The sequence below is a fragment of the Cereibacter sp. Soil_C_27 genome (assembly GCF_057657095.1).
The window spans coordinates 45,110-69,547 of sequence record NZ_JBDGJD010000010.1 but is presented as its reverse complement, the minus strand read 5'-3'; the positions used below and the strand labels follow the sequence as shown (position 1 = coordinate 69,547).

20 protein-coding genes are annotated in these 24,438 nt (G+C 62.4%); 4 read left to right on the top strand and 16 right to left on the bottom strand.

Annotation, left to right across the window (positions count from 1 at the left end):
- Window positions 1-35 precede the first annotated feature (35 nt).
- From gph to AC3A5Z_RS22665, 14 genes are all read right to left on the bottom strand, one after another.
- Entirely contained in the window at window positions 36-725 is a 690-nt protein-coding gene (gene gph, locus AC3A5Z_RS22730; RefSeq protein ID WP_487521553.1) for a phosphoglycolate phosphatase, read from the bottom strand.
- Complete coding sequence (locus tag AC3A5Z_RS22725) at window positions 700-1,302, bottom strand: histidine phosphatase family protein (protein ID WP_487521552.1); 603 nt, start codon at window positions 1,300-1,302, stop codon at window positions 700-702. The genes gph and AC3A5Z_RS22725 overlap by 26 nt, the downstream gene beginning before the upstream one ends.
- Window positions 1,302-2,348, bottom strand: a complete 1,047-nt coding sequence (locus AC3A5Z_RS22720; RefSeq protein WP_487521551.1) for an ABC transporter ATP-binding protein — start codon at window positions 2,346-2,348, stop codon at window positions 1,302-1,304. The genes AC3A5Z_RS22725 and AC3A5Z_RS22720 overlap by 1 nt, the downstream gene beginning before the upstream one ends.
- Window positions 2,349-2,368: 20 nt before the next feature.
- Window positions 2,369-4,108 carry an ABC transporter permease gene (locus AC3A5Z_RS22715; RefSeq protein WP_487521550.1) on the bottom strand — a complete coding sequence of 580 codons (1,740 nt, stop codon included), beginning with the start codon at window positions 4,106-4,108 and terminating at the stop codon, window positions 2,369-2,371.
- 59 nt (window positions 4,109-4,167) lie between these two features.
- Window positions 4,168-5,487, bottom strand: coding sequence for an ABC transporter substrate-binding protein (locus AC3A5Z_RS22710; RefSeq protein ID WP_487521549.1), 1,320 nt, complete (start codon window positions 5,485-5,487; stop codon window positions 4,168-4,170).
- Window positions 5,488-5,643: 156 nt separating this feature from the next.
- Window positions 5,644-6,921, bottom strand: a complete 1,278-nt coding sequence (locus tag AC3A5Z_RS22705) for a sigma-54-dependent transcriptional regulator (RefSeq protein ID WP_487521547.1) — start codon at window positions 6,919-6,921, stop codon at window positions 5,644-5,646.
- A gap of 13 nt (window positions 6,922-6,934) precedes the next feature.
- Window positions 6,935-8,932 (bottom strand): ATP-binding protein, encoded by a 1,998-nt coding sequence (locus AC3A5Z_RS22700; protein ID WP_487521546.1) that lies wholly within the window; start codon window positions 8,930-8,932, stop codon window positions 6,935-6,937.
- The gene (locus AC3A5Z_RS22695; protein ID WP_487521545.1) at window positions 8,929-10,155 is read right to left on the bottom strand and encodes an ABC transporter substrate-binding protein; all 1,227 of its coding nucleotides are present in this window, start codon (window positions 10,153-10,155) and stop codon (window positions 8,929-8,931) included. The genes AC3A5Z_RS22700 and AC3A5Z_RS22695 overlap by 4 nt, the downstream gene beginning before the upstream one ends.
- 599 nt (window positions 10,156-10,754) lie before the next feature.
- Window positions 10,755-11,663: an ABC transporter ATP-binding protein gene (locus tag AC3A5Z_RS22690; protein ID WP_487521544.1), complete on the bottom strand. Its 909-nt coding sequence runs from the start codon at window positions 11,661-11,663 to the stop codon at window positions 10,755-10,757.
- Window positions 11,660-12,562: an ABC transporter ATP-binding protein gene (locus tag AC3A5Z_RS22685; RefSeq protein WP_487521543.1), complete on the bottom strand. Its 903-nt coding sequence runs from the start codon at window positions 12,560-12,562 to the stop codon at window positions 11,660-11,662. The genes AC3A5Z_RS22690 and AC3A5Z_RS22685 overlap by 4 nt, the downstream gene beginning before the upstream one ends.
- Window positions 12,559-13,380 carry an ABC transporter permease gene (locus AC3A5Z_RS22680; RefSeq protein ID WP_487521542.1) on the bottom strand — a complete coding sequence of 274 codons (822 nt, stop codon included), beginning with the start codon at window positions 13,378-13,380 and terminating at the stop codon, window positions 12,559-12,561. The genes AC3A5Z_RS22685 and AC3A5Z_RS22680 overlap by 4 nt, the downstream gene beginning before the upstream one ends.
- Before the next feature lie 6 nt (window positions 13,381-13,386).
- Window positions 13,387-14,322: an ABC transporter permease gene (locus AC3A5Z_RS22675; RefSeq protein ID WP_487521541.1), complete on the bottom strand. Its 936-nt coding sequence runs from the start codon at window positions 14,320-14,322 to the stop codon at window positions 13,387-13,389.
- Window positions 14,323-14,428: 106 nt separating this feature from the next.
- Complete coding sequence (locus AC3A5Z_RS22670) at window positions 14,429-16,018, bottom strand: ABC transporter substrate-binding protein (protein ID WP_487521540.1); 1,590 nt, start codon at window positions 16,016-16,018, stop codon at window positions 14,429-14,431.
- A gap of 54 nt (window positions 16,019-16,072) precedes the next feature.
- Window positions 16,073-17,701 (bottom strand): amidohydrolase, encoded by a 1,629-nt coding sequence (locus AC3A5Z_RS22665; protein ID WP_487521539.1) that lies wholly within the window; start codon window positions 17,699-17,701, stop codon window positions 16,073-16,075.
- A 235-nt stretch (window positions 17,702-17,936) separates the two neighbouring features.
- Between AC3A5Z_RS22665 and AC3A5Z_RS22660 the strand changes: the two genes are divergently transcribed.
- Complete coding sequence (locus AC3A5Z_RS22660) at window positions 17,937-18,917, top strand: LysR family transcriptional regulator (RefSeq protein ID WP_487521538.1); 981 nt, start codon at window positions 17,937-17,939, stop codon at window positions 18,915-18,917.
- Here the strand turns inward: AC3A5Z_RS22660 and AC3A5Z_RS22655 are convergent.
- The gene (locus AC3A5Z_RS22655; protein ID WP_487521537.1) at window positions 18,899-19,930 is read right to left on the bottom strand and encodes a DmpA family aminopeptidase; all 1,032 of its coding nucleotides are present in this window, start codon (window positions 19,928-19,930) and stop codon (window positions 18,899-18,901) included. The genes AC3A5Z_RS22660 and AC3A5Z_RS22655 overlap by 19 nt on opposite strands.
- A 116-nt stretch (window positions 19,931-20,046) precedes the next feature.
- Here AC3A5Z_RS22655 and AC3A5Z_RS22650 point away from each other — a divergent pair, with 116 nt between their 5' ends.
- Both AC3A5Z_RS22650 and AC3A5Z_RS22645 read left to right on the top strand, forming a co-directional pair.
- Complete coding sequence (locus tag AC3A5Z_RS22650) at window positions 20,047-20,214, top strand: hypothetical protein (RefSeq protein ID WP_487521536.1); 168 nt, start codon at window positions 20,047-20,049, stop codon at window positions 20,212-20,214.
- A gap of 666 nt (window positions 20,215-20,880) precedes the next feature.
- Window positions 20,881-21,813 (top strand): IS5 family transposase, encoded by a 933-nt coding sequence (locus tag AC3A5Z_RS22645; RefSeq protein ID WP_487521535.1) that lies wholly within the window; start codon window positions 20,881-20,883, stop codon window positions 21,811-21,813.
- A gap of 81 nt (window positions 21,814-21,894) precedes the next feature.
- Here the strand turns inward: AC3A5Z_RS22645 and AC3A5Z_RS22640 are convergent, their stop codons facing one another.
- A complete protein-coding gene (locus AC3A5Z_RS22640) occupies window positions 21,895-22,773 on the bottom strand; it encodes a LysR family transcriptional regulator (RefSeq protein WP_487521534.1) in 879 nt (292 codons plus the stop codon).
- A 168-nt stretch (window positions 22,774-22,941) separates the two neighbouring features.
- Between AC3A5Z_RS22640 and AC3A5Z_RS22635 the strand changes: the two genes are divergently transcribed.
- A complete protein-coding gene (locus tag AC3A5Z_RS22635; RefSeq protein ID WP_487521533.1) occupies window positions 22,942-24,432 on the top strand; it encodes an ABC transporter substrate-binding protein in 1,491 nt (496 codons plus the stop codon).
- Window positions 24,433-24,438: the final 6 nt, after the last annotated feature.

The window sequence follows — 24,438 nt, the reverse complement described above, 5'->3', positions numbered from 1 at the left end:
ACCCGCGGCCGCGGGGACCTGATGGAAGAGGGGCGTCAGGTAGGACGTCTCAAGGCTCCGGCGGTAGCGTTGGCGTCTAACTGCTCTACGAGATGAGGCAGCATCGCGAAGTCATTGAAGTTCGCAGCATGCGCAAGTTCGAGAATGGGTCGTTTTCGATACCCCTCGGTAAATAATAAAAGGGGAACTCCCGCGGCAGTTGCTGTCGCTGCATCTACCTCGCTGTCGCCCACATACCAGCCCTGCTGCCCTCCTAGTGCCGCGAATGCGGCCTTCAGTGGATCGGGATGGGGTTTGCGCACTGGCAGGCTGTCACCCCCAATGACAACTGGGAAGAACGCTGAAATTTTCAGGTGCTTCAGGATCGCGCGGGACGTGCCCGCCGGTTTGTTTGTGCAAAGAGCAAAGCGATGGCCTGCGGATGCCAGCTTTTCAAGAGCGTCAGCGACACCTGGGTAAAGCCCCGACAACGCTGCGGGTGCCGCATCATAGTGTGCCATGAAACCTCCAAGCAGGCGTGCATGGCGTTCGGCCCCCACCTCCCATTGCAGTGCAAGCATTACCCTTTCTACGAGATCCGACACACCGTTGCCAATGAAGCTGCGGACCTGTGCAAGGCTGATTGGCTCCCCTCCCTCTGCTGAGAGCATAAGGTTCACCGCGGCATGGATATCCGCCGCACTATCCACGAGCGTTCCGTCAAGATCGAATACGATCGATGCCAATCTGTTCATCCCTTTGAGTTGATGTCTTTTCTTGATGTGCGGCCGACAACTGCAGCAGTTCACCGTTCGCCAAGGTGAGCCGGTTCATCGTTGCTGGGTCGCGGCCCGCGTGCAGGCAGGCAAGGCAACCAGCCCAAGCTCCATGTCCGAACATGAGCACCGGCGGCCCCGGTAGGCGCGCGGCCCGTTCTAGGACCCGAGCGACGCGTGTTGTGAAGGCACTGAAGGTCTCGCCCAGCGGAAGTAGCTGAGGCGCTTCGCGCCATAGGCCCGGGTGCGCCTCGTCCAGTTCCGACCAGAGCCGTCCCTCGAATGCGCCAAAGTCGATCTCGGCAAGTTCGTCAAGGCTTGCTGCCATCGGGAAGCCATGCAGAGTTGCGGTCTGGCGCGCCCGGAGCAAGGGGGAAGACCAGACGGCCGAAAATCGTTGCCCCGCCAGCGCACGGGCATTAGCGGCCAAGGCCGCGCGATCCACGGGGCTGAGCGGGTCGTCCAGTGCGATATCACGGCGGCCCTGGAGCTTTCCGTCGGCATTCCACGCCGTTCGGAAGTGACGGATGAACCAGATGTCGGCCATCAGACGAGCAGGGGCGCCCTGAGGCTTTCGACCTTGAGCGCAACTTCCGCCCCGGTTTCGTGCGCCACCGCTCCCTCGCCATGCAGTCGGTCCACGATGATCTGCCCGTCGGCTGTTTCAACCAGGTATCGGATCTGACTTCCCAAGAATTCCCTGTGCTGGATGATGCCGGGGATGACACCGAAGCCGCGTTCGTCGGTCAGACTGATATTCTGTGGCCGGAGCACGATGCGCGTTGCCCCGTTCACCGCGACCGAAACAGGCAGCGCGTTACCGCTCTCGGTCACGAAGGCGCCGTCTTGCAAACTGCCCCTCAGTATATTCGCGGTTCCGAGGAACCCTGCAACGAACCCATTCGCCGGGCTGTCATAGAGCTCTTGCGGGGTCCCGATTTGCTGGATGATGCCACCGTCAAGCACAGCCATGCGGTCGGACGTGGTATTGGCCTCTTCTTGGTCATGGGTGACGAAGATCGTGGTCAACCCAAGCTTGCGCTGCAGAGCAAGGAGCTCCCGCCGCATCTGCACGCGGAGCGAGGCATCGAGGTTGGAAAGAGGCTCGTCCAAGAGCAGCACCTGCGGTTCGATCGCGACGGTTCGGGCCAGCGCGACGCGCTGCTGCTGCCCGCCTGACAACTGGGCTGGCATCCGGTCCGCGAGATGCAGCAATCCAACCAAATCTAGCGCCGCATCGACCTTCGGCCCTATTTCGCGCCGTGGCATCCTGCGTTCTTCCAACCCGAAGGCGACGTTTGCTCGAACGGTCATATGCGGCCAGAGGGCATAGGATTGGAACACCATCCCCACATTGCGCTTCCATGGCGGCAGGTCGGCGATGTCCCGATCACCGATCAGAATGCGTCCCTGCGGTCGTGGGCCAAAACCGGCGATTGCCCGCAGAAGCGTGGATTTGCCGGAGCCGGAAGGCCCAAGAAAGGCAAAAAATTCACCCGGCCTGATCTCCATATCGATGCCTTCCAGCACCTTGGTCGGGCCGAAGGATAGGTGCAGGTTCTCGATGCGGATCCCTGCGTTGGAACGTGTCATGTCTGGGTTCTCCTGCAAGTTCATGCCTCGGCCCCCGGGGCTGCGGCGCGGCGATTGCGGTCGCGCTCGATGATGCGTTGCGAAAGGTAGGTGCCGAGGGCAACGATCACCACCGCAAGGATGCCAAGTGCCGCGCCAGCTCCGCGTCCGGAGGGGGACTGCATGAAAAGGTAGATGCCATAGGCCAGCGGTGCTTCGGCCGACCGTCCCACCAGCATGATGGTGGCGGAAAGCTCCACGGCAGCGGTGGCGAAGCTGGTGACGAAGCCGGCAAGGATGCCGCCTGACATCAGCGGAACTACGATACGGCGGATTGTCGAGGCCTTGGTCGCTCCGAGGCTTTCTGCGGCCTCTTCAAGCGCAAGCGCGATCTGCTGGAGCGCTGCCATGCACGCCCGGAGCGCGTAAGGCAGGCGGCGAATGGCAAGGGCGATGATAATGATCCCCCACCAGCTGGCCATTGGCCCCATCCCGATTGGCAGCTGCACGCCGTGGAAGAGGCGCAGATAGCCGATTCCCAGAACCACGCCCGGCACGGCCAAGGCTGCCGTCGCCAGATAATCAAGCCACTTGCGCCCAGGCAGTCCGGTGCGGATCACGATGTAGGCGATCGCCGTGCCAAGGATGACATCGATCAGTGCCGCGGTCCCGGCGTAGAGCAGGGTGTTGGTTACATATTGCATCGACTGGCTGAAGACCGTGCCGAAGTGCTGCAGCGTGAAGCCGTCGGGAAGCGGGCTGAAAGACCAGATCGTGCCGAAGGCCAGCAGCATCAATCCCAGATGCGGTGAGAGCACCATTGCAAGGATGAACAGGATCACCGCATAGGCCGTCATCTTCTCCCCCCTGCCAAGATCTCGCTTCGACAGGCCGCCGCCGCCCTTCTGGGTCGTGGCGTAATCCTTGCCGCGCATGAAAAGGAACGAGGCCCAGAGCGAGAAGACTGAGAACACCACGAGGATGAAGGAGATCACATAGCCCATCGGATCGTTGATGCCGACGCCGGTGATCCGCAGATAGGCCTGCGGTGCCAGCATGTTGTTCACGTTCAGAAGCAGCGGTGTCCCGAGATCGTCGAAGACCTTGATGAAGACAAGCGCCGCTCCGGCAAGATAGCCGGGCATTGCCAGAGGGAACACAATCCGCCGGAACATGCGCAACCCCGAAGAACCGAGGTTCTGTGCCGCTTCCTCCATCGACCGGTCGATGTTGCGCAGCGACGCCGAGAGATTGATGAGGATGAAGGGAAAGTAATGGATCGACTGCACGAGAATGACGCCGTTCAGCCCCTCCATGAATGGGATCTTGATGCCGAAATACTGGTTCAAAAGCAGGTTGACGGTGCCATTTCTTCCAAACAACAAGCTCATCGCCACGGCGCCGACGAAGGGCGGCATGATGAGCGGGATGATACCGAGGCTCTGGATCAGCACCGCCCCGCCAAAATTGAACCGGGTAGTGATGTAGGCTAGGGGTAGGGCGATCACCGTGGCGAAGACCACCGACATGGCCGAGACATAGAACGAGTTTACGAAACTCTCGCGGAACAGTGACGTGTTGAAGAAGTCTTGGAAGTTCTGCAGCGTAAAGGCGCCGCTGCGCGCGTCGATGAAGGCTACATAGATCACCTGAATGACGGGCAGGATCAGGAACGCCATGAGGAAGATGGCGATGAGAATGCCGGTGACGGCGGTCCCGGAAAGTCGCGGGAAAAGCGTGAAGCCGCCGGCGCTTCCGGAGGAAGCGGTGGGTTGGGTCATGGGAAGCACCTGAGCTTGAGGCGGAATGCCCGCTCCGGACAGGCCGGAGCGGAAGTGCGTTACTGCAAAGCAGCCGCCTGATCTGCTAGCTGTTTTGCCTTGGCATAGTTTGCCACAGCAAAAGCATCCCATTCCTGTTCGACCTCGGCCTGGCGCCCGACGACCTGGGTCTCGGGTTCGGCGCGCGATATCTGGAACACTCCGGTGAAGGACGGATCCAGCGCCTGTTCCTCGGTGATTGGCAGAGCTTCGACCAGTGCGCGGGCCTCGTCGATCAGCGCTTTGGCTTCGGCATTTGCACCGTCAGGATGCGCGGCCTCGGCTGCCTGCACTGCCGCTACCGCCGCCCGCAGATCGTCCATACGATAGGTGATCATGACGTCAAACAGCGAGTTCACCAGGTTGTAGCGAATGCCGGATTTGTCGACATCGAAAACGATCGCATCCGGCGCGAAGTCCTCTGAGAACGGATTAGGATATCCCTCTGGGGCGTTGGCGTAGGCATCCGGATTGACGGGCAAGCGCATGATGGCCGGGTTGAGCAGAACCTGCTGACCCTCGGGGGACAGGATGTATTCGACGAAGGCCTTCGCACCATCGGCATTCGGGGCATTCTCGATGATGCCCACGTTAGCTGGCACGATGGAGGTGACGCTGGGATAGACCAGCTCAACGGGGAAGCCTGAAGCCTTCGAAGCCAATCCGAAGAAGTCGATGACGATGCCGAAGCCGAAGTTGCCAGAGTTCACCCCATCCGGCACACCGAAGCTGCGCTCGGTTACGGTGTTCATGTTGCCCGAAATCCACTTCCACTTGGCCCAGCCGTCATCCCAACCGTCACCTTGCAGCAGGGTCTCGACCGTCAAGTGGGTGGTGCCGGAGCGCGATGGCGAGGACATGCCGACGTGGCCGTTGTATTCAGCGCGCATCAGATCTTCCCACTCGGTCGCAACGGGCAGGTTGTTCGCCTCAATGTAGCGGGTGTTATACATGATGCCGTAGCCCGAGGCCGCGAAACCGTAGTAGGTGCCGTCAGTATCGTTGATCGGATAGGAGCCGATGGTGTCAGGTATCCCCTCCGACGCGATGTCGACCTTGGCGAGTAATCCCTCGCTCTTCAGCACTTCGAAAGCGTCGGGCGCTGACGCCCAGAACAGGTCGGTCGTGTTCGAGGCGCGGGTCTCCTGCAGGAATGCGACCGAGGCGTTGGTGTTCCGGCTGACCACCTCAAGTTGGTAGTCGGGGTGTGCCGCTTCAAATGCGGCCTTGAAAGGATCGGTCAGATCCTTTGGAAACGAGGTGACGACGACGACGTTCTGCTGCGCCGCAGCTGCCGTCGCGACCAAAGCAAGGGCCGTGGTAAGTAGGATCGTTCGCATTGTTGCCTCCCTGGCAGTTCAGTAACGCGCGCCAGTTTTTTGTTGTTCTTGTGGCGCGCAATAACTGTGCGCAGGGTCGAATTATTTGGCAAGTATTTGTTTTATAATGTTTTTATGGGTCAAGCGTGACCCGCGTTTCGGGTCGATTTCGACCCATCAGGCAAGCCCATGGTGCCGCAAGCGAAGGTAGAGCCGCTTGCGGGGGATGCCGAGAAGGCTGGCGGCCTCGGTCTTTCGACCGCCAGTCTGCAAAAGCGCGGCTTGCAATAGGCGATTCTCGAACGCCTCCATGGCTGCGTCGTAGTCCTCGACGGTCACCGCTGGCCGACCTGGAGACGCAAAGCTGGGTTCCAAGCCGATCACCATCCGCTCCGCCATATTTCGGGCCTCGCGAACATTGCCTGGCCAGTGGTGATACTCGGCCTGGCGACGCAGCGCCGCATCAAGTGCGGGCTTTGGCAAGTTGTGCCTAGCGGCCGCCTCAGCTGCGAAGTGCTCGATCAGCAGCAAGACGTCACCATCACGCTCGCGCAAGGGAGGCAGGCGAAGGGCGCCCGCGTTGAAGCGGTGGAAGAGGTCGGCTCGCAGGCGGCCTTCGGCAATCAGATCCGCCGGATCGGCCTTTACGCTGCCGAGAATGCGAATATCGACCGCACGCATGGCGCCGCCCATTGGACTGATCTCCCGCGCGTCCAGCACGCGAAGCAGCCGGACCTGAAGCGCGTCGGGCATGGATTCCAGTTCGTCAAGATAGAGCGTGCCGCCGTCGGCCGCCGCGACGCGACCGGGATGCTCGCCTGCAACGCCGAAGAGCTCGCGATCGACATCCGCTTCGGTCAGCGCACCGCAGTTCAGCGCCACGAAAGGCCCGAGCCGCCGCATTGACATGTCATGGAGACAACGCGCGACCATCTCCTTCCCAGTGCCCGTTTCTCCGGAAATGAGCAGATCGACATGAAGTGCTGCCAAGATTGCTACCCTCCGCCGCAAGTCGACCATCAAGACGGAACGCCCAACAAGCCTGTCTATCGGCAGGATCGAACGTTCCAACTGCTTTCTTAACTCTGCATTCTCCAGTTGCAGCCGACGCATCTCGGCTGCGCGACGCAGGATATCGATCAACAGTTGCGGGTCGCAGGGTTTCTCAAGGAAGTCGTGCGCGCCTGCGCGCATTGCGCGCAGGGCGCCTTGGACATCGCCATGTCCGGTGATGACGACGAAGGGCACGTTTGGCGCGATTTCACGTGCTCTATCCAGCAGATCGAGCCCGGAAATGCCCGGCATTCGAACATCTGACAGGATAACCCCTGGCCAGTCAGGCGTCAGCGCTGAGAGAGCGGGTGCGGCCGAAGCGTGAGCTTCGACGGCGAACCCTGCGTGTTCAAGAGTTTCGGCCGTGGCCTGCGCAAGGTCGGCATCGTCTTCGACAAGCATGATCCTGGGCCTGTCAGCCATGTGCCAGCCTTTGCTCCATAGGCCAGCGCCGAAGTCGCAGTCTCACTTCTGCACCAGCTTGCGCAGGCCCAATCTCTAGATGCCCCCCCATGTCCTGCATCACGTTGAACGCGATGGATAGGCCCAGACCAAGACCCTTGCCAACATCCTTCGTTGTGTGGAATGGGTCAAAGAGATCCGCAGGAGCTTGGCCCTGCAACCCCACGCCGTCGTCCGTTATCAAGAGCAGGATATCAGCCTCCTGTTCCAATGAGATACGGATGGTGCCGCTGCCGCGCTGCGTCTCTGCAATCGCGTCCAGCGCGTTGCTGAAGATGTTCAACAGCACCTGCTCCAACAGGATCTCATCGCCCTCCACCTCCACGCCTGCGAGTGCCGCAGGGCGTTCGACATGAACACCTTCCTGATGCAGGCGATGTTCAAGCAGCGCGAGAGCAGCCTCCAACGGCTCTGCCAGCACGACGCGGACATGTCGATGGTCCGACCGGCGCGCAATGCGACGAAGGTGGCCGATCGTTGCGGTGATCCGCTCCACTGTCGTTTCGATGCGTGCGACGGACTCTTCCGCCTGCGGATATGCCAGCCGGAGGTTGTGCAGCCGGTGCCTCATGGCTGCGAGAGGCTGATTTATCTCGTGGCTGATCGCTGCCGACATTTGGCCCAGTGCAGCCATCTTGCCAGCTTGCACCAGGTCCCTCTGCGTGCGTTCAAGTCGCTCAACTGCGCGTTGACGCTCGGCCACTTCTGCAGAAAGGTCGCGATGAGCTGTTTGAAGCTGCATTGCCGACGCGCGAAAGACCTCGACGGCGCGTCCCATGTCGGCAATTTCGTCGCGCCCCTTCACTAACACCGAGGCCGTCTGATCGCCCTCTGCGATGCGTGTCAGGTCCGCCGCAAGCTGCTCGAGCCGACGGAGGATGCGATTGCGCACGTAAAGGAGCAGTATGACGGCACAAGCTGCCGCGCCGGAGAGCGCCATCGCCGACAGCCCGATCGCCCCGACGAGCACTGCGTGGGCCGCATCGTCCGCGGCAGCCTGTGCGTCCACTCGCTCGCGGCGCCCCAAAGTGCTGAGTTCCGCCTGCATCTCGGACAACGCCTCCTGCGCCTCGGCAAGGTGGCCCACGGCGCCGGTCTTCAGGATGATCTGCTCCCGCACCTGGGCGAAAACACCTTCAGGCTCTTGTGCCAAGGCGATCAGCCGATCCACGCCCTCCATGAGCAGGGTAATATCGCTTCGCATTGGCAGGCCGATGCGCAGCAGCGCTATGGCATCCATCGTGTCGTGGCCGAGTTCCCGCACTTCGTCCAGAGCGTCGGGCCCTTCCGCACCGCGGGCCTGCAACAGCAGGGCCGTCAGAGTTGCAGTTTCGGATGCAAGACGTGCAAGGCGATCGCGTGCCAACCGGTCGCGCTTCAGCCCCGCCTCGGCAAGAGATCGCGTGGCCGGGTCGGGGTCTTCGATCAGGACGCTCAGCGCGGCATCCATGTTGAATGAAAGGTCCTGCAACAATGCGCCTGCCTGATCCTGGACATCGCTATGCGTCCAGCGCAGTTGCTGGCTGGTTGCACCCGCCCGCTGCGCAAGGTTGCTCAATTCACCACTCGTCGTGTTGAAGTCCGACAGGGCCCGGCGCAGAACAGACTCGGCGTGCGCAAGAGCTTCGCCCTCCGGGGCAGCACGAAGCACGGAAGAATTAAGGACTTTGGAGATACCTGCCGCTGCCGAAGCGACCCTCTGAGACAGGGTTTCCGGGTCGCTCTCGGTGTCGGCAACGATGGCAGTCGATACTGCGGCCAGATCGCCGGTAAACTCAGCGAGTTCGCCTGCGAGAGCAACACGAGGGATCCTATCCTCAGCCAGCATCCGGAAATCCCGCTCGGCGCGAAGCACCACATACATGCCCGCCAGAATCAACACGGTAGCGATGGACACGACCACCAGTAGTGCGAAAGTCAGCCTTGCCCGGATCGAAGCGGGTCTGGTCATTTGATCAGGCCAAGTTCTGCCCTATCCAGCAGCTCCGATGACGCGCGTGACCAGTCGATCAGAGTGCTGCGATCAAGGGTCAGAGTGCGGGCCTGATGCTCGGACACCGGCATGTGGGTAAGAATTGCTTTCAGGGCGCCCCGGTTGGGCGCGTCTGGGGGCAGGTCGCGCCAGCGGCGCCAGAGGTCCCGACGGCGCAGGAAGTCGCGGGCGATGAAGCTTTCAAACAGTTGATTTACCGCCTCATAGCGACGACTTGCAAGCCCTGGGTCATATCGAGACCAACTGAATTGAAGCGCGGCCCGAACTTCGGGAAGCAGGGTCTCTGCCAGCTCGGCCCTGATCTCCGGAAGCACCGGTATCCGGCGGATATCGGGTCTGAGCAGCAAGCGCTGCCCCTCAGGCGACAACAAGTAGTCGATGAAAGCCTGGGCTGCCTCGGGATTTCGCCCGCCTTCCAGCACTGCGATCCGCGCCGGAATTATTATGATCGGCCGGCCATAGCGGAAGACCATCCCGGTGTTGCTGCGCTTGAGCGCCAGAAAGTCGATACTAAGACCTATGTCAAAACGCCCTTGGTCTACACCCTCCAGCACGCCAAAACTGCGTGCCGATATGGTGTTGAGCTGCCCAGCCAATTGAAGCAACCAGCCCCAGCCTGACTTCCATCCCCGGTCTTGCAAGATTGTTTCGATCAGGCTGTGGGTCGTCCCCGATTGCATGGGGTGCGACATGCCGATCCGACCAGCAAACTCTGGAGCAAGCAAGTCATTCCAATTCTCGGGCGGTCGGCCTTTAAAGGGGGTTTGCCAAGTCCATCCGACTGCCGACAAGGCAAAGTCGACGTGACCGTATGATCCACTGTGAAACAGCCGATCGGCTTGTCTCAGCACTTCAAAAGCCTCGGGCGCAGAGGCCCAAAACAGATCAAACCGGCGATCGTTGCCCAGCATCAGTTCGGAGACAGCGGCGTTGGTGTTCTTGTTCAGATGGCGGATGGCAATCCCGGGATGGCGCGCTTCGAACGCATCGATAACAGGGGCCACCACTTCGGCCTCATAGGATGTAAGTATCAGCAGTTCCTTGGCACCAGATATGGTTCCGGCGACGGCCAGGAACGCCGCAAGGCCCCAGATCCTCAAGCTCATAGTTTGCACCGCCTCCGGCACCATGCTGTCATTCCTCGCCCCTGCGGGCAAGCCTTGCATCGATATCGCCACCATGGGCGTTCTTCAGATTATTCATTTGCGGAGCCTCGATTGACGCCAATTTCGACCCGCCTCCGCCATAGCAAGGTGCCCGCCCTCCCGCGGCACCTGGCCAAAAAAGTCGTGATATACTTGGGAGCTTTCGGCATTCTAAAGGAGATCGACGCGTGTGGCGACGCAGGGATCAGTAGCGGAACAGAGAGCGCTTTTGACAACAGCAATTGATTTCTATCCTGGCACCGACGGAGAAGAATTTTTCGAGCTGAACAGCAAACTCCGCGCCAAGTTCCTCTGCATCGAGGACCCCCTCGATAGCTGGACATGTTCATTATGTTGCAGAAGGAAACTCCTGAACCCTGACCTTTGGCTCGCCTAATGCGTCCGTGACTGCCCCAGGATCCCGACCCCGGCCGCATGGCGGAGGCCAACGCTCCGGTGTGCCAGATAAGTTGCGGATTGTGGAGCCTACTTGCGGAGCCTGAGTCACTCAGCGCACGCAAGATCAAGCGATCCTGATCGGAACCGCCTCCTGCTTTCTCTCGTGCGTTTCGTGTTTCTTTCGGTGTTGGATTCGCAGCTTTAGGATTAAGGAAAAGGTGAGCCGCAACTTTCACTTATGCCGCAGGACGAACGAAGTGGCCCGGCGCAATTTCGGACAACGGAGCCGTCTCGGGCGGGGCGAACATGTTGGGTGCCTCGACAAAAGGCTCGGCAGAGAGCCTGCCGAAATGCGCGGGGTCTGGGATCGCGGCGATCAGCCGACGCGTATAGGGGTGGGTCGGCGTGGCAAAGATCTGTTGCCAGCTGCCGGTTTCGACTAGCTGACCGAAATACATCACCATCACGCGGTCGCTCATGTGTTCGACAACGGACAGGTCGTGGCTGATCATCAGGTAGGACAGGCCGAACTGCTCCTGCAGATCGAGCAACAGGTTGATGATCTGCGCCCGGATCGACACGTCCAGCGCCGAGACAGGTTCGTCCAGCACCACGATCTCGGGTTCGAGGATCAGCGCACGGGCGATGCCGATGCGCTGCCGCTGACCACCGGAGAATTCGTGCGGGAAGCGGCGCGCCTGTTCGGGGGTCAGCCCAACGCTGCGCAGCAGCTTCGCGATGCGGTCGGCAATCTCGGACCGGGCGGTGATGCCGTGCAGGCGCAGCGGGTCGGCCAGCGAGGTCCACACCGTCTGGCGCGGGTTCAGCGAGGCATAGGGATCCTGAAAGACGATCTGCACCGCCTTGGCACGTTCCATCCGGGTGGGCGCGCGTGGGCCGGTCATCGGGCGACCGCGAAAGCGGATCTCGCCTTCGGTCGGTTCCTGCAGCCCCATGATCGACAGGGCGGTGGTGGATTTGCCGCAACCGGACTCGCCCACGATCGACAGGCATTCGCCCTGCGCTAGCGAGAAGCTGACCCCGTTCACCGCATGCAGCAGGCGCTTTCCGCGCCCTAACATGCCGCCTCCGGAGACGGGAAAGCGCACATGCAGGTTATCCACCTCCAGCAGCGGCGCGGTCATGGAATTTCCTTTCGTCGCGGCGTGATAAAGCGGGTCTCGGTCAGGCGCGAGCGGTCGGCGATGATGCTGTCGATGTCCACCAGCCTTTGCCGGCCCCGCGCCGTGCGGCTGCCCAGCCGGGGCAGAGCGCCGAGCAGGCCCCGCGTGTAGTCATGGCGCGGCGTCTCGAAGAGCGCCTCGGTGTCGTTCTCTTCAACCAGACAGCCCGCATACATCACCCCCACGCGCTGACAAACCGAGGCAATGACGCCGAGATCGTGGCTGATGAACAACACCGCCGTGCCACGCTCGGCGCAGAGATCCTTGATCAGCCGCAGCACTTCTGCCTGAACGGTCACGTCCAACGCGGTCGTGGGCTCGTCGGCAATTAGCAGGTCCGGGTTGCAAGCCAGCGCCATGGCGATCATCACCCGCTGGCGCAGACCACCCGACATCTCGTGAGGATAGCTGCGCGCCCGGCGGTCCGGGCTGGGCACCTTCACGCTGTCCAGCGCGGCGATCGCCAGTCGTTCTCCCTCGGCCCGGCTCATGCCCTGATGCACCATGAACATCTCGGCGATCTGGCGGCCCACGGTGGCCAGAGGGTTCAGCGCGGTCATTGGCTCCTGAAAGATCATCGCGATGCGGTTGCCGCGCAGTCGCCGCATCTCGCGCCGTGGCAGGGTCAGCAGGTCGCGGCCCAGAAAGCCGATCTGCCCGCCCGAGACCCGCAGCGGCTTCTTTAGCAAGCCCATGATCGCTAGAGAGGTGACGGATTTACCGGAGCCGGACTCGCCCACCAACCCATAAGCCTCGCCCGGATGGATCTGGAAGGAGATGCCGTTTAGGATCGGCAGGCTGGCACGGCCATGCGGCACATCCAGCGTCAGATCGCGGACATCGAGCAGCGGTTCGGTCATAGCTTGCGCGTCCTCATATGCGGATCAAGGCTGTCGCGCAGCCCGTCGCCCAGCAGGTTGAAGCCGAGCACTGACAGGAAGATGGCGAGGCCGGGGAAGATCGCGACCCAAGGCGCCAGTTGCAGCAGCCGCTGCGCATCGGTGAGCATGGAACCCCAGCTGGGAAAGGGCGGCTGGATGCCGAGGCCAAGGAAGGACAACGCCGCCTCGGACAGCACGGCGGAGCCCATGCCCAGCGTCGCCATGACGAGGATCGGCCCCATCATGTTGGGCAGGACCTGTGTGAACATGATGCGCAGGTCGCTGTAGCCCAGCGTCTGCGCCGCCTGCACATAGCCTTGCGACTTCAGCGACAGGGTCGAGCTACGGGCGATGCGGCAGGTCCAGCTCCAGTTGGTCAGGCCAAGCGCGATCAGCAGCGACGGCAGGCCGGGGCCAAGCACCGCCATCACCGCGAGCGCGAAGATCAGCGAGGGGATGGCCAGCATCACATTGGTCAGCCCGCTCACCAGATCGTCCCACCAGCCGCCCCAGTAGCCGGCGGTCATGCCCAGCGTCACGCCGATGATCGAGTTGATGACCTGCGAGACGATGCCCACGGTCAGCGAGATCTGCGCGCCGTAGAGGATCCGGCTGTAGACATCGCGGCCCTGCGCATCGGTGCCGAACCAGAAGGTCGCGTTGGGCGGCATCTCGGAGTTCATCAGGTCGGCGTCGAGCACCGGATCGAAGGGCGCGAGCCAAGGGGCCAGCAGCCCGGCAAGGATGACCAGCGCGGTCAGGAAAGCCCCGAGGACCAGGTTGAAGCGGAGGCGCATCGCGGTCTATCCCTGCTTGATGCGCGGATCGATCGCGGCATAGATCAGATCGACGGCAGTGTTGATGACCAGGAACCACAGCACGATCACAAGGATGGTGCCCTGAACCACGGGGATGTCGCGGATCGCCACACTGTCGACCAGCAGAGAGCCGATGCCGGGCCAGGAGAATAGTTTCTCGATCACCACGGCCTGACCGATGAGCGAGCCGAACTGCAAGCCGACGGTGGTCACGATCAGCACCAGCGCGTTGCGCGCCACGTGCCAGCGCACCACCTGCGCCTCGCTCATCCCCTTAGAATGGGCGGTGCGGACGAAATCCGCGCTCATCACGTCCAGCACTCCGGCGCGGGTGGTCCGGGCCAGCAGCGCCAGGGGGGTCACGCCAAGCGTGATCGCCGGAAGGATGATGTTGCGCCAAGACCCGTCGCCATAGCCAAAACTGGGCAGCCAGTTCAGTTGCAGTGCAAAGACATACATCATCAGCAGGCCGAGCCAGAACTGCGGGATCGACAGACCCGAAACCGCGCCGATCATGGTAACGGTGTCGAGCAGCGAGCCGGGGCGCAGGGCCGCCAGAAACCCCAGCGGCACCCCCACCGCTACGGCAAAGACCATGGCCGCCACGGCAAGCTCCAGCGAGGCCCAGATGCGGCTGTTGATCAGTTCGATCACCGGCTGGCGGGTGCGGAAGCTGGTCCCGAGATCGAACTGTGCGAGATCGACGATATAGGTGATGAACCTCTCGAGAAGCGGCTTGTCGAGGCCCAGCTCGCGGTTGATCCGCGCCATCAGTTCGGGATCGGCAGCGGTCCTGCCGTCGGCGAAGAGGCTGGCGGCGAAACTGCCTGGGACGACGCTGAAGATCACGAAGATCAGCAGCGCTACCACGAAGACTGTGGGAACGATCTGCAGGATGCGGCGGAGGATGAAGAGAAGCATATACCCTTTCCGGACCCGGCGCGACAGCGCGCGGGCCGTGCGACGAGGCCGATAGTGAGCAGGGCGGTCGCTTCAGGGCAACTCCGATCGCGCCCGCCCCTCGTCTTCAGTTGCGCGAGTCTGGTGCGGTGTCGTCGATCCAGATCTCGTCATAGGGTTGCAAGGCGAGCTCGGTTGCATTCGGCACCAGACCGTGCACCCAGGGCTGATAGGCCATTACCGCCTTGTTGTAGTTGAAGAACCAGACTGGAGCATCATCCTGCACAATGTTGTTGGCCTGACGCAGCAGGTCGATCTGCCTGGCCGGGTCGCGTTCCTTCTGGGCTTCTTCATAGAGCGCGTCGAACTCGGTGCTGGCGTAGCTGCTGTAGTTGCACGCCGATTGCAGTGTCTTAGAGTAGAAGCAGCGCAGCGCGTTCAGCGGGTCGGGGCCGGACTGGTTCGACCAGATATAGCCTTGGAAGTCGTTCGACGTGATGGCGTCGCCAAGGGCAGCGCTTTCGACCGGACGCGGTCTGACGGTGATGCCCACCTTCTGCAACATCGGCAGGATGGCCTCGACAATCGGCACACCCCAGCTTTCGTTCGGGCTGGCGGTCACCTCGAAGGTGAAGCCTTCGGCATATCCCGCTTCGGCCAGCAGCGCCTTGGCCTTCTCGGGGTCGAAATCGTAGCCGGGCTTGTCCGCGTCGAAGGCGGGCGAGGAGACGGGCAGCCAGCCGGAAGCGGGATAGGCCTTGTTCTTCACCAGCCGCTCGATGATCAGCGGCGCGTTGATGGCATGGTTGATCGCCTGCCGGACGCGCTTGTCCTTGAACGGCTCGAAGGCCGGGTTGAAGCCGATGTTGCGGGTGAAGACCTCGGCCACTTCCAGAATGTGATCCTTCAGCGCGTCATCGGCCTGATAGGCCTGATACTGGGTCGGGCCAAGGATCGACACGTCGATCTCTTTGTTGCGGAAGGCCACATCGCGCGCGGCATCCTCCCCCATCAGGATCAGGTTCACCCGGTCGAGGTAGGGCCTGCCCTCCTCGTAATATTTGTCGAACTTCGTCACCACGACCTGCGAGCCGGGCACATGCTCCTGAAACTGGAAGGCTCCGAGGCCGACGGGGGCGGTTGCGAAGCTCGCCTCGTCCACATTCGAGGGAAAGATTGCCGTGGTGTTCATCATCAGCGCAAAGCCGGGGTTGATCGGCGCGACGAAGGTGACCTCCAGCGTGTGATCGTCGATCTTCTTCAGCCCAGAGATGCTGTCGGCGGTGCCTGCGGTGTAGTCGGCGGCACCGGCGATATTGGCGATATAGCTGGCACCCGGAAAGGCGTTCTGCGGCGCGGCGATGCGCAGGTAGCTGTAGATGATGTCATCGGCGGTCAGCGGCTTGTCGTTGTGGAACATCGCGTTCTCGCGCAGATGGTAGGTGTAGACGGTGCCGTCTTCCGACACATCGGCAGAGGTCGCCAGTTCAAGCACCGGCTCGTTCTTCAGCGAGTCCCAGCTGTAGAGCGAACGGTGGATCGCTTGGGTGATGAACTCTTCCTGGGTATTCGGGCTGGCTTGGCTGTCCAGTGTCGCGAAGCTGGAGCCATAGGGCGCGGTGAAGTTCAGGGTGCCCCCGGAGCGTTCCCCCTCCGCGATGGCGAGCCCAGAGGTGCCGAGGCACAGGATGGCGGCGAGTGACAGGCGTGTCAGCATGGGGTTCTCCTTGTTGAGATCGCGCCGGTTATCATCCGGCGTCTGGTCGGTGTTTCAGGGGCGCGCGTCGTGGACGATCTTTCCGGCCAGCAGCGTCATCAGGCAGCGGGTGTCGCTGAGCAGGTTTTCCGGCGCGGTCTCAATCAGGTCGGTGCTGAAGACGGCGATGTCGGCCCATTGGCCGGGGATCAGCCGGCCCTTCACGTCCTCCGCCTTCTGCGAGAAGGCGCCGTATTCGGTGAAGGCCTGCAGCGCCTCCTCGCGGCCCAGCGTTTCAGAGGCGTCCAGCACGGTGCCGCTGCCGGTCTGCCGCGTGATCATTGCGTGCAGGTTGGGGAAGGGGTTGGGCGAACAGACCGGCGAATCCGACCCAGTGGAGGGGCGCAGCCCCATCCGCTCCCACGTCCCGATGGGATAGGAGCGGCGGGCCCGCGCCTCGTCAAGCACGCTGACGTAGCTGTCGCCGAAATCGTGGATGAAGGCCATCTGGGGCGCGGGCAGGATGCCTGCCGCCAGCATCCGCGCTTCCTGCGCCGGAGAGGAAAAGCCGCAATGCTCGACCCGGTGACGGCGGTCGGGATCGGGCGAGGACACAAGCGCCTTTTCATAGGCGGTGATGATCTGCCCGATGGCCCCATCGCCGATGGCGTGGCAGGCCATCTGATAGCCGCGGTCATGGAAATCCTGCACCATCGCCTCGACCTGCGCATTAGGCAGCATCCGCACGCCGAAATTGTCCGGCTGATCCTTGTAAGCTTCGGTCATCCAGGCGGTGCGTCCCCCGGCCGATCCGTCTAGGAAGATCTTCACCCCGCCGATCCGCAGCATGTCGTCGCCCGCGCCGGTTACGAGCCCGGCGTTCCAGCAGTCCTCGACAATGGAGGTGCCCGGATCGCCCAGGAGCGTCAGCCAGGTTCGGACCGGCAGGCGGCCCGAGAGTTTCGCTAGTTCATAGGCCCTGATCTCGGCAAATCCGGCGACCTGACCCACCGCCGCATCCATGCAGCTGGTGATGCCGAAGGACAGCAGGTGGTTGCCGCCGCGTTCAATCCCGTCGATCAGCTCCTCCACCGAGGGCTCGGGTATGATGGACGAGATGAGGTTCTGCGCGTTTTCGGCGAGGAAGCCGTTCAGCCGACCCTCAGTGCGCCCGATCACGCCGCCTTCTGGATCGTTGGTGCCGTCTGAAACCCCGGCCAGCTGCAGCGCCATGGAATTGGCGATCGAGACATGGCCGCAGGCGCGGGTCACTAGGACCGGATGGTCGGGCACGGCGCGGTCGAGTTCGTCCCGCGTCGGGTGGCGGTTGGTGTCCAGCTTCACCTGATCATAGCCGCGGGCGCGGACCCAGCCGCCCTTCGGGATATTCTGCGCTCCTTCGCGCAGGCGATCCAGCAGAGCATCCGCCGTCGGCGCGGCCTGCGGCGTGATGTCGACCCATCCCATCACCAGCCCGGTGGAGATCAGGTGAAGGTGATTGTCTAACAGACCGGGACCGGCGAAGCGCCTCTCAAGGTCGACGACTTGGGTCTCGGCACCCTTCAGGACGAGCATCTCATCATCGGTGCCGAAGGCAAGCACCTTGCCCTGCCAGATGGCCAGCGACTGGCAACGCCCCTCGGCGCGGCCGCGCCAGATGTTTCCATTGATAAGTATGAGGTCGGCGACGACAGGACAGGCCAAGTGCAACTCCTCAGGTTCGGACAGTATCGGGGGGATCTGCCGCAGGGGGCCGGCGCGACGGCCAAGAGCCGCAGTGGTGAGCACCTCCCCTTGACTGTCTCTCCTCGCGCCCACCGTGGCGGAGAGGGTGCGGCATTGGCCAATTCGCTTTTGGCAAGACGTGATACCCAATTTGCATAATGTAATAAAATCATGCTACTGGTCGGCGGGCGGCCAAGCGGATGGAGGGTTGAAGATGGAAGTGAAGTGGCTGGAGGACTTCGTCACTCTGGCCGACACCACCAGCTTTTCGCGCGCGGCGGAGGCCCGGCATGTGACGCAATCGGCCTTTAGCCGTCGCATCAAACAGCTTGAGGCCTGGCTTGGCGCGACCCTGATCAGCCGCGCCACTATGCCCGCCGAACTGACCCCGGCGGGGCGGGCGCTGCTGCCGGTGGCGCAGGACACCATCCGCACTTTCTATGCTCTGCGCGAGACGCTGCGCCCTGCGGGAGAGTCTGGGCTGGTGCGCTTTGCCGCGTTGCATACGCTGACGGTCACCTTCTTTCCCAGCTGGCTGCAGCACCTGGAGGCCGATCCCGCGGGCTTTGCCACCTCGCTGATCGCCGACCGCGGTGGCATCGAGGCCAATCTGGAGGCGTTGATCAGCAACGAGGCCGATTTTTTTCTCACCTACGCCCATTCCGAAGTGCCGTTCCATCTGGACAAGACTCGCTTCGAAGGGCTGACCATCGGGCAGGACCGGCTGATGCCGCTCGCGGCCCCCGAGGTTCGGATCATGGGCGAGCTACACCGGGGGCAGGGGCTTCTGGACAGGGCGCTGCAGGACAAGCTGACCTTGCCGCTGTTAAGCTACGGCTACAGTTCGTTCTTCGGCGTGGCTCTTGGCCGGCTCTTTGCACGGCGCCCGTCGTTCAGGCATCGAACCCTGCACGAGAACTCAATCAGTGCCGGGCTGATGAACCTGGCTGTGACCGGCGCCGGGGTGTGCTGGCTGCCCAACAGCTTGGCGCGCGACGAGATCGCCGCGAACCGACTGGTGGCGGCCTCCGAGAACCCCGAATGGGAACTGGACCTCGACGTGAGGCTCTACCGCAACTTGGAGAAACGCGGTCGCGCGGTCGAGGCGCTGTGGCGGGCGGCGGTCCAGGGCAGTCGACAGACTGCCGTTCCTCCTCGGGTCTCAGAGACAGCCGTTCAGCCGGCACTGCCCTGAAGCCAGTCGGAAAGCGCGGGAAAATGCTGGCCCGCGCGACCCGGGGTGGCGGTGGCATGACAGAGGCTGTTCAACACAGCCTCCTGAGTGGCCTCGGCAGCGGCGCGAAAGGGCAGGTCGATGAGCCCATCCGAAAGCCGGCGCTGCGGGGCAAAGGCAGACTCCGGATCATGCAGGACCGGATCCGCCGTGGTGAAGGCCAGCGCGATGTCGCCCGACCCATGCCCCCAGAACGCCCCGAGCCGGGCCAGCCCGGCCCCCGCCCGTCGCACCACCCGCTGCAACTGGCGGTCGCCGAGCGGCAGGTCCGTGGCAAGCACAACGATCACCGAGCCACGCTCCGCTAGTGTCGGGCCACGGGGGTCGGGCCGCCGGCCATCTGGCAGCACCAGATCACCACGCGTGCCGAAATTGGCCAAGACAAGTGCGCCGAGAGTATAGTCCGCTCCGCCGATTTCCATCACCCGCGAGGCGCTTCCAATCCCTGCCTTGAAGCCGAAGGCCGTCATGCCAGCGCCCGCTCCTACACAGCCTTGCTCCACATCACCGCTTCGCGCCGCCTCGATGGCGATGATGGCATCGGCAGGGGTGAGCGCCAGAGCCTGGATGTCGTTGATCGCCCCGTCATTGCATTCGCAGACCACGGGGTTGACGGATGACGTCTCTCGACCGATGCGGGGGTTTTGCAGGATCGCGCGACGGATCAAAGCTTCTACACAGGCGGCGACGCCAAAGGTATTTGTCAGCAGGATAGGGGTTTCCAATGTCGCCAACTCAGCCACCTGCAGCAGCCCAACGGATTTTCCGAAGCCGTTGATCACCTCGACGGCTGCGCGCGGTTTCAGGCGGAAGAGGTCGCCGTCGTGCGGAAGGATCGCGGTCACACCGGTGGCTAGCTCGGAACCTTTCAAGGTGCGGTGCCCTACGGACACACCAGCTACGTCGGTGATGGCGTTCCATCTTCCGACCTGTAGGCCACCCGTAATCAGACCTATATCGCGTGCGCTCGTCATGATAATCCCCCATCTCAAGAACTTTATAGTTGTAGGCCTTTGATAATCTCCAGCCCCATCGACGGTGCGCTTGCATCGCTCGCGAGGGACCAGACGCGCGGAATGCTGAATGAAAGTTGGCGGCAGCGATGACGGCGGGCATCCGCGAGGTGGCGCGGGCCTCAAACCAGCATCCTATGATTGTGCAGGGGGTGAACTCGATGTTCCAGATCTTCTTCACCGATCGCGACGAGATCACCGATTTCCGCGATTTCTGCACCCATGTGGACCGAGTGATTCCGTGAGTTCGCGCTGCGCCTCATGGACAAGGGGATCTATATGAACCCCTCGGCCACGCTGCATTCATTGTCATCGATCGTTCATACCGAGGCCGACATTGCCGCCACCGCCCGCGCGATGGCCGAGGTGCAGGAGGAGATGCCGTGACGACCATTGGCCTTCTAGGCTGCGGGCACCTGGCGGATTTTCTGTAACGGGCGTCTCGCGCGCTTTGGACTACCGCTTCCTGCTACCGCGGCGCGGAGCAGGGGTGGTGGCGCGGCTGGCAGCGGCTTACGGGGCCGAGGTGGCAGCAGGCAATCAGGCGGTGGTCGATAGCGCAGACATGGTGCTGGTCTGCTTGCCGGCGAAGGAGGGCCTGGCGATCCTGAAGTCGCTGCAGTTCCGCAACGCGCAGAGCGTGCTGTCAGCGATGGCTGGCGTTGGTCCTGCTGGGGCGGCCCAAGCCGTTTTTCCGGCGGAGGCTCATGCCGCCATGATGCCCGGTCACGCGAATGCGAAGGGGGTTGGGCCCTGGATTCTGTATCATCGCACTCCCAGGGCCCTCTCTATCTTTCGTGCTGGGCCTTCTATTGTTTTTGCAAGAGTGGGTGCCGGGTTAGTTCGGCGTTGCTGCAAAACTCTGTCTCCCAAGGATTCACATCGTGAATCCATGCGGTTAGACGGGACACATGAGCAAGCCATCACCCGCCCGCTACCGCACGACGAACTGGCCCAGTTACACGGCGTCTCTGCGCAAGCGCGGATCCCTACTGATCTGGCTGGACAAGGACATGTCCTGGCTTGCGCCGCATGACGGCAGCCCCGGTCGGCCTGCGGTGTTTGCGGACGCGGCGATCCAGTTCTGCCTGACGATAAAGGTCTTGTTCAAGCTGCCGCTCAGGCAGACGACCGGGATGGTGGCCAGCCTGCTGAAGATGGCTGGCCTGGACTGGGCCGTGCCAGACTATACGACCCTGTGCCGGAGGCAGAAGACCTTGGCCGTCCAGATCCCCTATCGGCGCGCCGATGGCCCCCTGAACCTGCGCGTGGACAGCACCGGTATCAAGTTCCTCGGTGATGGCGAGTGGCAGGCCCGAAAGCATGGTGTTCAGGGCCGACGCCAGTGGCGCAAGGTGCATCTGGCCATGGACACCGCCACCTCGGACATCCGGGCGGTGGAGTTCACCTCCAGCAGCGATGGCGACAGTCCGGTCCTGCCGGAACTGCTCAACCAGATCCCCGAGGACGAAGACATCGGCACCGTGACCGCCGATGGTGCCTATGACACCCGCCGCTGTCACACCGCCATCATCGATCGCCAGGCCACCGCGATCATTCCGATCCGCAAGAACGGTCGACCCTGGAAAGCGAACTGCCCGGCCGCAATCGCCAGAAACGAAACCCTGCGTGCCTCCCGGCAATATGGCCGGGCATTCTGGAAGCGCTGGACGGGATACCATGTCCGCAGCCGCATCGAGGCGAAAATGCGGTGCCTCAAGGCCTTCGGTGAACGCATCGCAGCAAGAGACCCTGACCGCCAGACCGCTGAAATCCAGATCCGCATCGCACTGATGAACCGCTTCCCAGCCCTTGGAACGGCCGAGATCATTCGCGTGGCCTGATGCTGACGGGGAAAGGGGCCATCATGCCTCAGGCGTGACTTACGCAACAACGCCGATCTACCGTCGCAGAGGGCTCAGAGTTCAGACTCCGGTCTCACCCGAAAGGAAAGCAGTTAGTAAATCCTGCACCGGCGCCCGCATCGGCTCGTGGCGGCGATGGAACGCGATGATCGAGACGCTGGGCATGTCCTTGATAGGGCGCCAGACCAGCCCGTGCATACCGTAGTCATGCGCAGTCATTGCGTCGACTATCCCTATACCACCGCAAGCCCGGACCATGCTGCAGACGTTGGCGCAAAAGGGCACAACGCAGGCCGGATCGTAGTTCAGCCCCTGAGCTAGGAAGGCCTCGTGGATCTTGTTGCCCATCGGAGACCAGTCCTTGTTGTAGCAGACCAGCGGGAACGGCGCGATCGCCTCGCAGGTCAATTCCGGCAAGGTGGCCAAGGCATGCTGCTCGGGCAGCACTGCCACGAGCGGGATCTGTCCCACCACATGGGCTTGGAACTCGGCTCGCGGCGGCACCGCCATCTGCAACCCTATGTCGGCCTCGCCTTTGCGCAAATCGTCCTCCGGTGAGTGAACACGCAGGATGATGCGCTTCTTCCAGTTTTGATAGCCTGCCCGGATCAGGATCGGGCCGATGAAGCTCTCCACCAGCGCCGGCGTCGCCGAGATGGCAACCGGCCTTTCCGCCAAGTCGCGAAGCCCGGGAAGTTTTGCCCGGACATCGGCATGCGTGCCGAAGATTGGCTGCGCCATGGCGAAAAGCTCGTTGGCCTCGCGCGTAGGTTCCAGCCGGTTGCCGGTGCGATGAAAGAGCGAGAAACCCAGACGCGTCTCCAGTCGCTTTAGCTGCCCGCTGACGCCGGGTTGAGATATGCCGAGCAGCCGCGCCGTCTCGATCGTCGTGCCAACCCGCATCAGCGTGCCGAACAGTTCCAGTTCCCGTAGGTTCATCATCAATCCAGTGATAGTGGGCAGTATATTTACTATTATTCGGATAACTGCGGGGATGTCTAACATGATGTCGAAACTGGACACGGCTGCGCGATCGCTGTCCGGGACAAACAACAACGCGCTTCCCGACAGAAAATGGAGAACCAGTCGATGATCCCCGGAATGACGATGAAAGCGCTGCTGCTGGCCACTGCCGTCGCGATGAGCGGTCTGGCAGCCCAGGCCGAAACCTTGCGTGTGGCGATGGGGTTCGACCCGCTGAGCCTCGATCCGATCGCCACCAGCGACAACGGCTCGATCTGGACTCAATTGCTGATCTTTGACACGCTGATCCGCCCGGACCGGACCGGGGAGGGGCTGGAAGCGGGCCTTGCGGAAAGCTGGACGGTTTCGGAAGACGGGTTGACGCTGAACTTCAAGCTGCGTGACGCCAAATTTTCCGATGGCACCCCGGTTACGGCTGAGGATGTGCAGTTCTCCATCGAACGTGCCGCCTCGGAGGATTCGAGCTGGGGCCGCTTCTACCGGCCGATCACCGGCTTTGAGATCGTGAACGACCACGAGATCGTCATGACGCTGGCGGAGCCCTTCACGCCAGCCTTCAACAACCTCGCGCTCTTCGCCGCGGCGATCCTGCCGAAGACCAAGGTCGAGGCCCAAGGGGATACCTTCTTCGAGGCTCCGGTCGGCTCCGGGCCGTTCATGCTGAAGACGTGGGCCCGGGGCTCGAAGATCGAGCTGGAGAAGAACCCGCACTACTGGCAGGAGGGCAAGCCGCATGTCGACGCGGCCGTTCTGGAAGTTGTGACCGAGCCCTCGGCGCGGGTCATCAAGCTTGAGGCGGGCGAGGTAGATATTGCTCTAGATCCGCCGCTCAACCAGCTGGAGGCTCTAGATGCTGTTGAGGGCATCACCGTTGGCCAGACCATTCCCTACCGTGCCGATTTCGTGCAGCTGAACACCACGAAGAAGCCGTTCGACGACGAGCGGGTGCGCCAAGCTCTGAATCTGGCTGTCGACAAGGACGCCCTCGTGCAGGGCGTGCTTTATGGAGCGGGCAAGCCTGCCGCCTCCGCCATGCCGGTCATGGCCTATGCGGACCCTGACCTGACCCCCTATGCCTACGATCCTGCCCGGGCCAAGGAACTGCTGGCCGAGGCCGGCTATGCGGACGGCTTCGAAGCCGAGCTTGTGGTGGACTCTGGCGCCGCCACAAGCCGCAATGCCGCCATCGCGCTTCAGGCGATGCTGCAGCAAGTCGGTGTGAAGCTGAAGGTGCAGATGCTGGAGGGCGGCACGCAGTGGGAAACCACGAAGGCCGGCAACTACGAGATGTCCGTCTCCTACACCACTTCAGATACGATCGATCCGGACCAGATCATCGGCTTCGTCGGTGTGAACCCCGAGCGGGCGAATGCCTATCACACCGAGTGGCAGAGCGAGCGGTTGAACGAACTCTACGTGGCAGAGCGCAAAGAGCTCGATGGTCCCGAGCGGGGTGAAATGTTCAAGGAGATGATCCAGCTCTTGCATGACGGCGCACCCTACATTTTCCTTTATCATCCGGCTTCCGCTTGGGCAGTGAAGGATGGGGTGAAGGGGTTTGAAATTCTGCCGACGTCGAACTTCCGTCTCGAAGACGTGTCGATCGAGAACTGAGGCCTA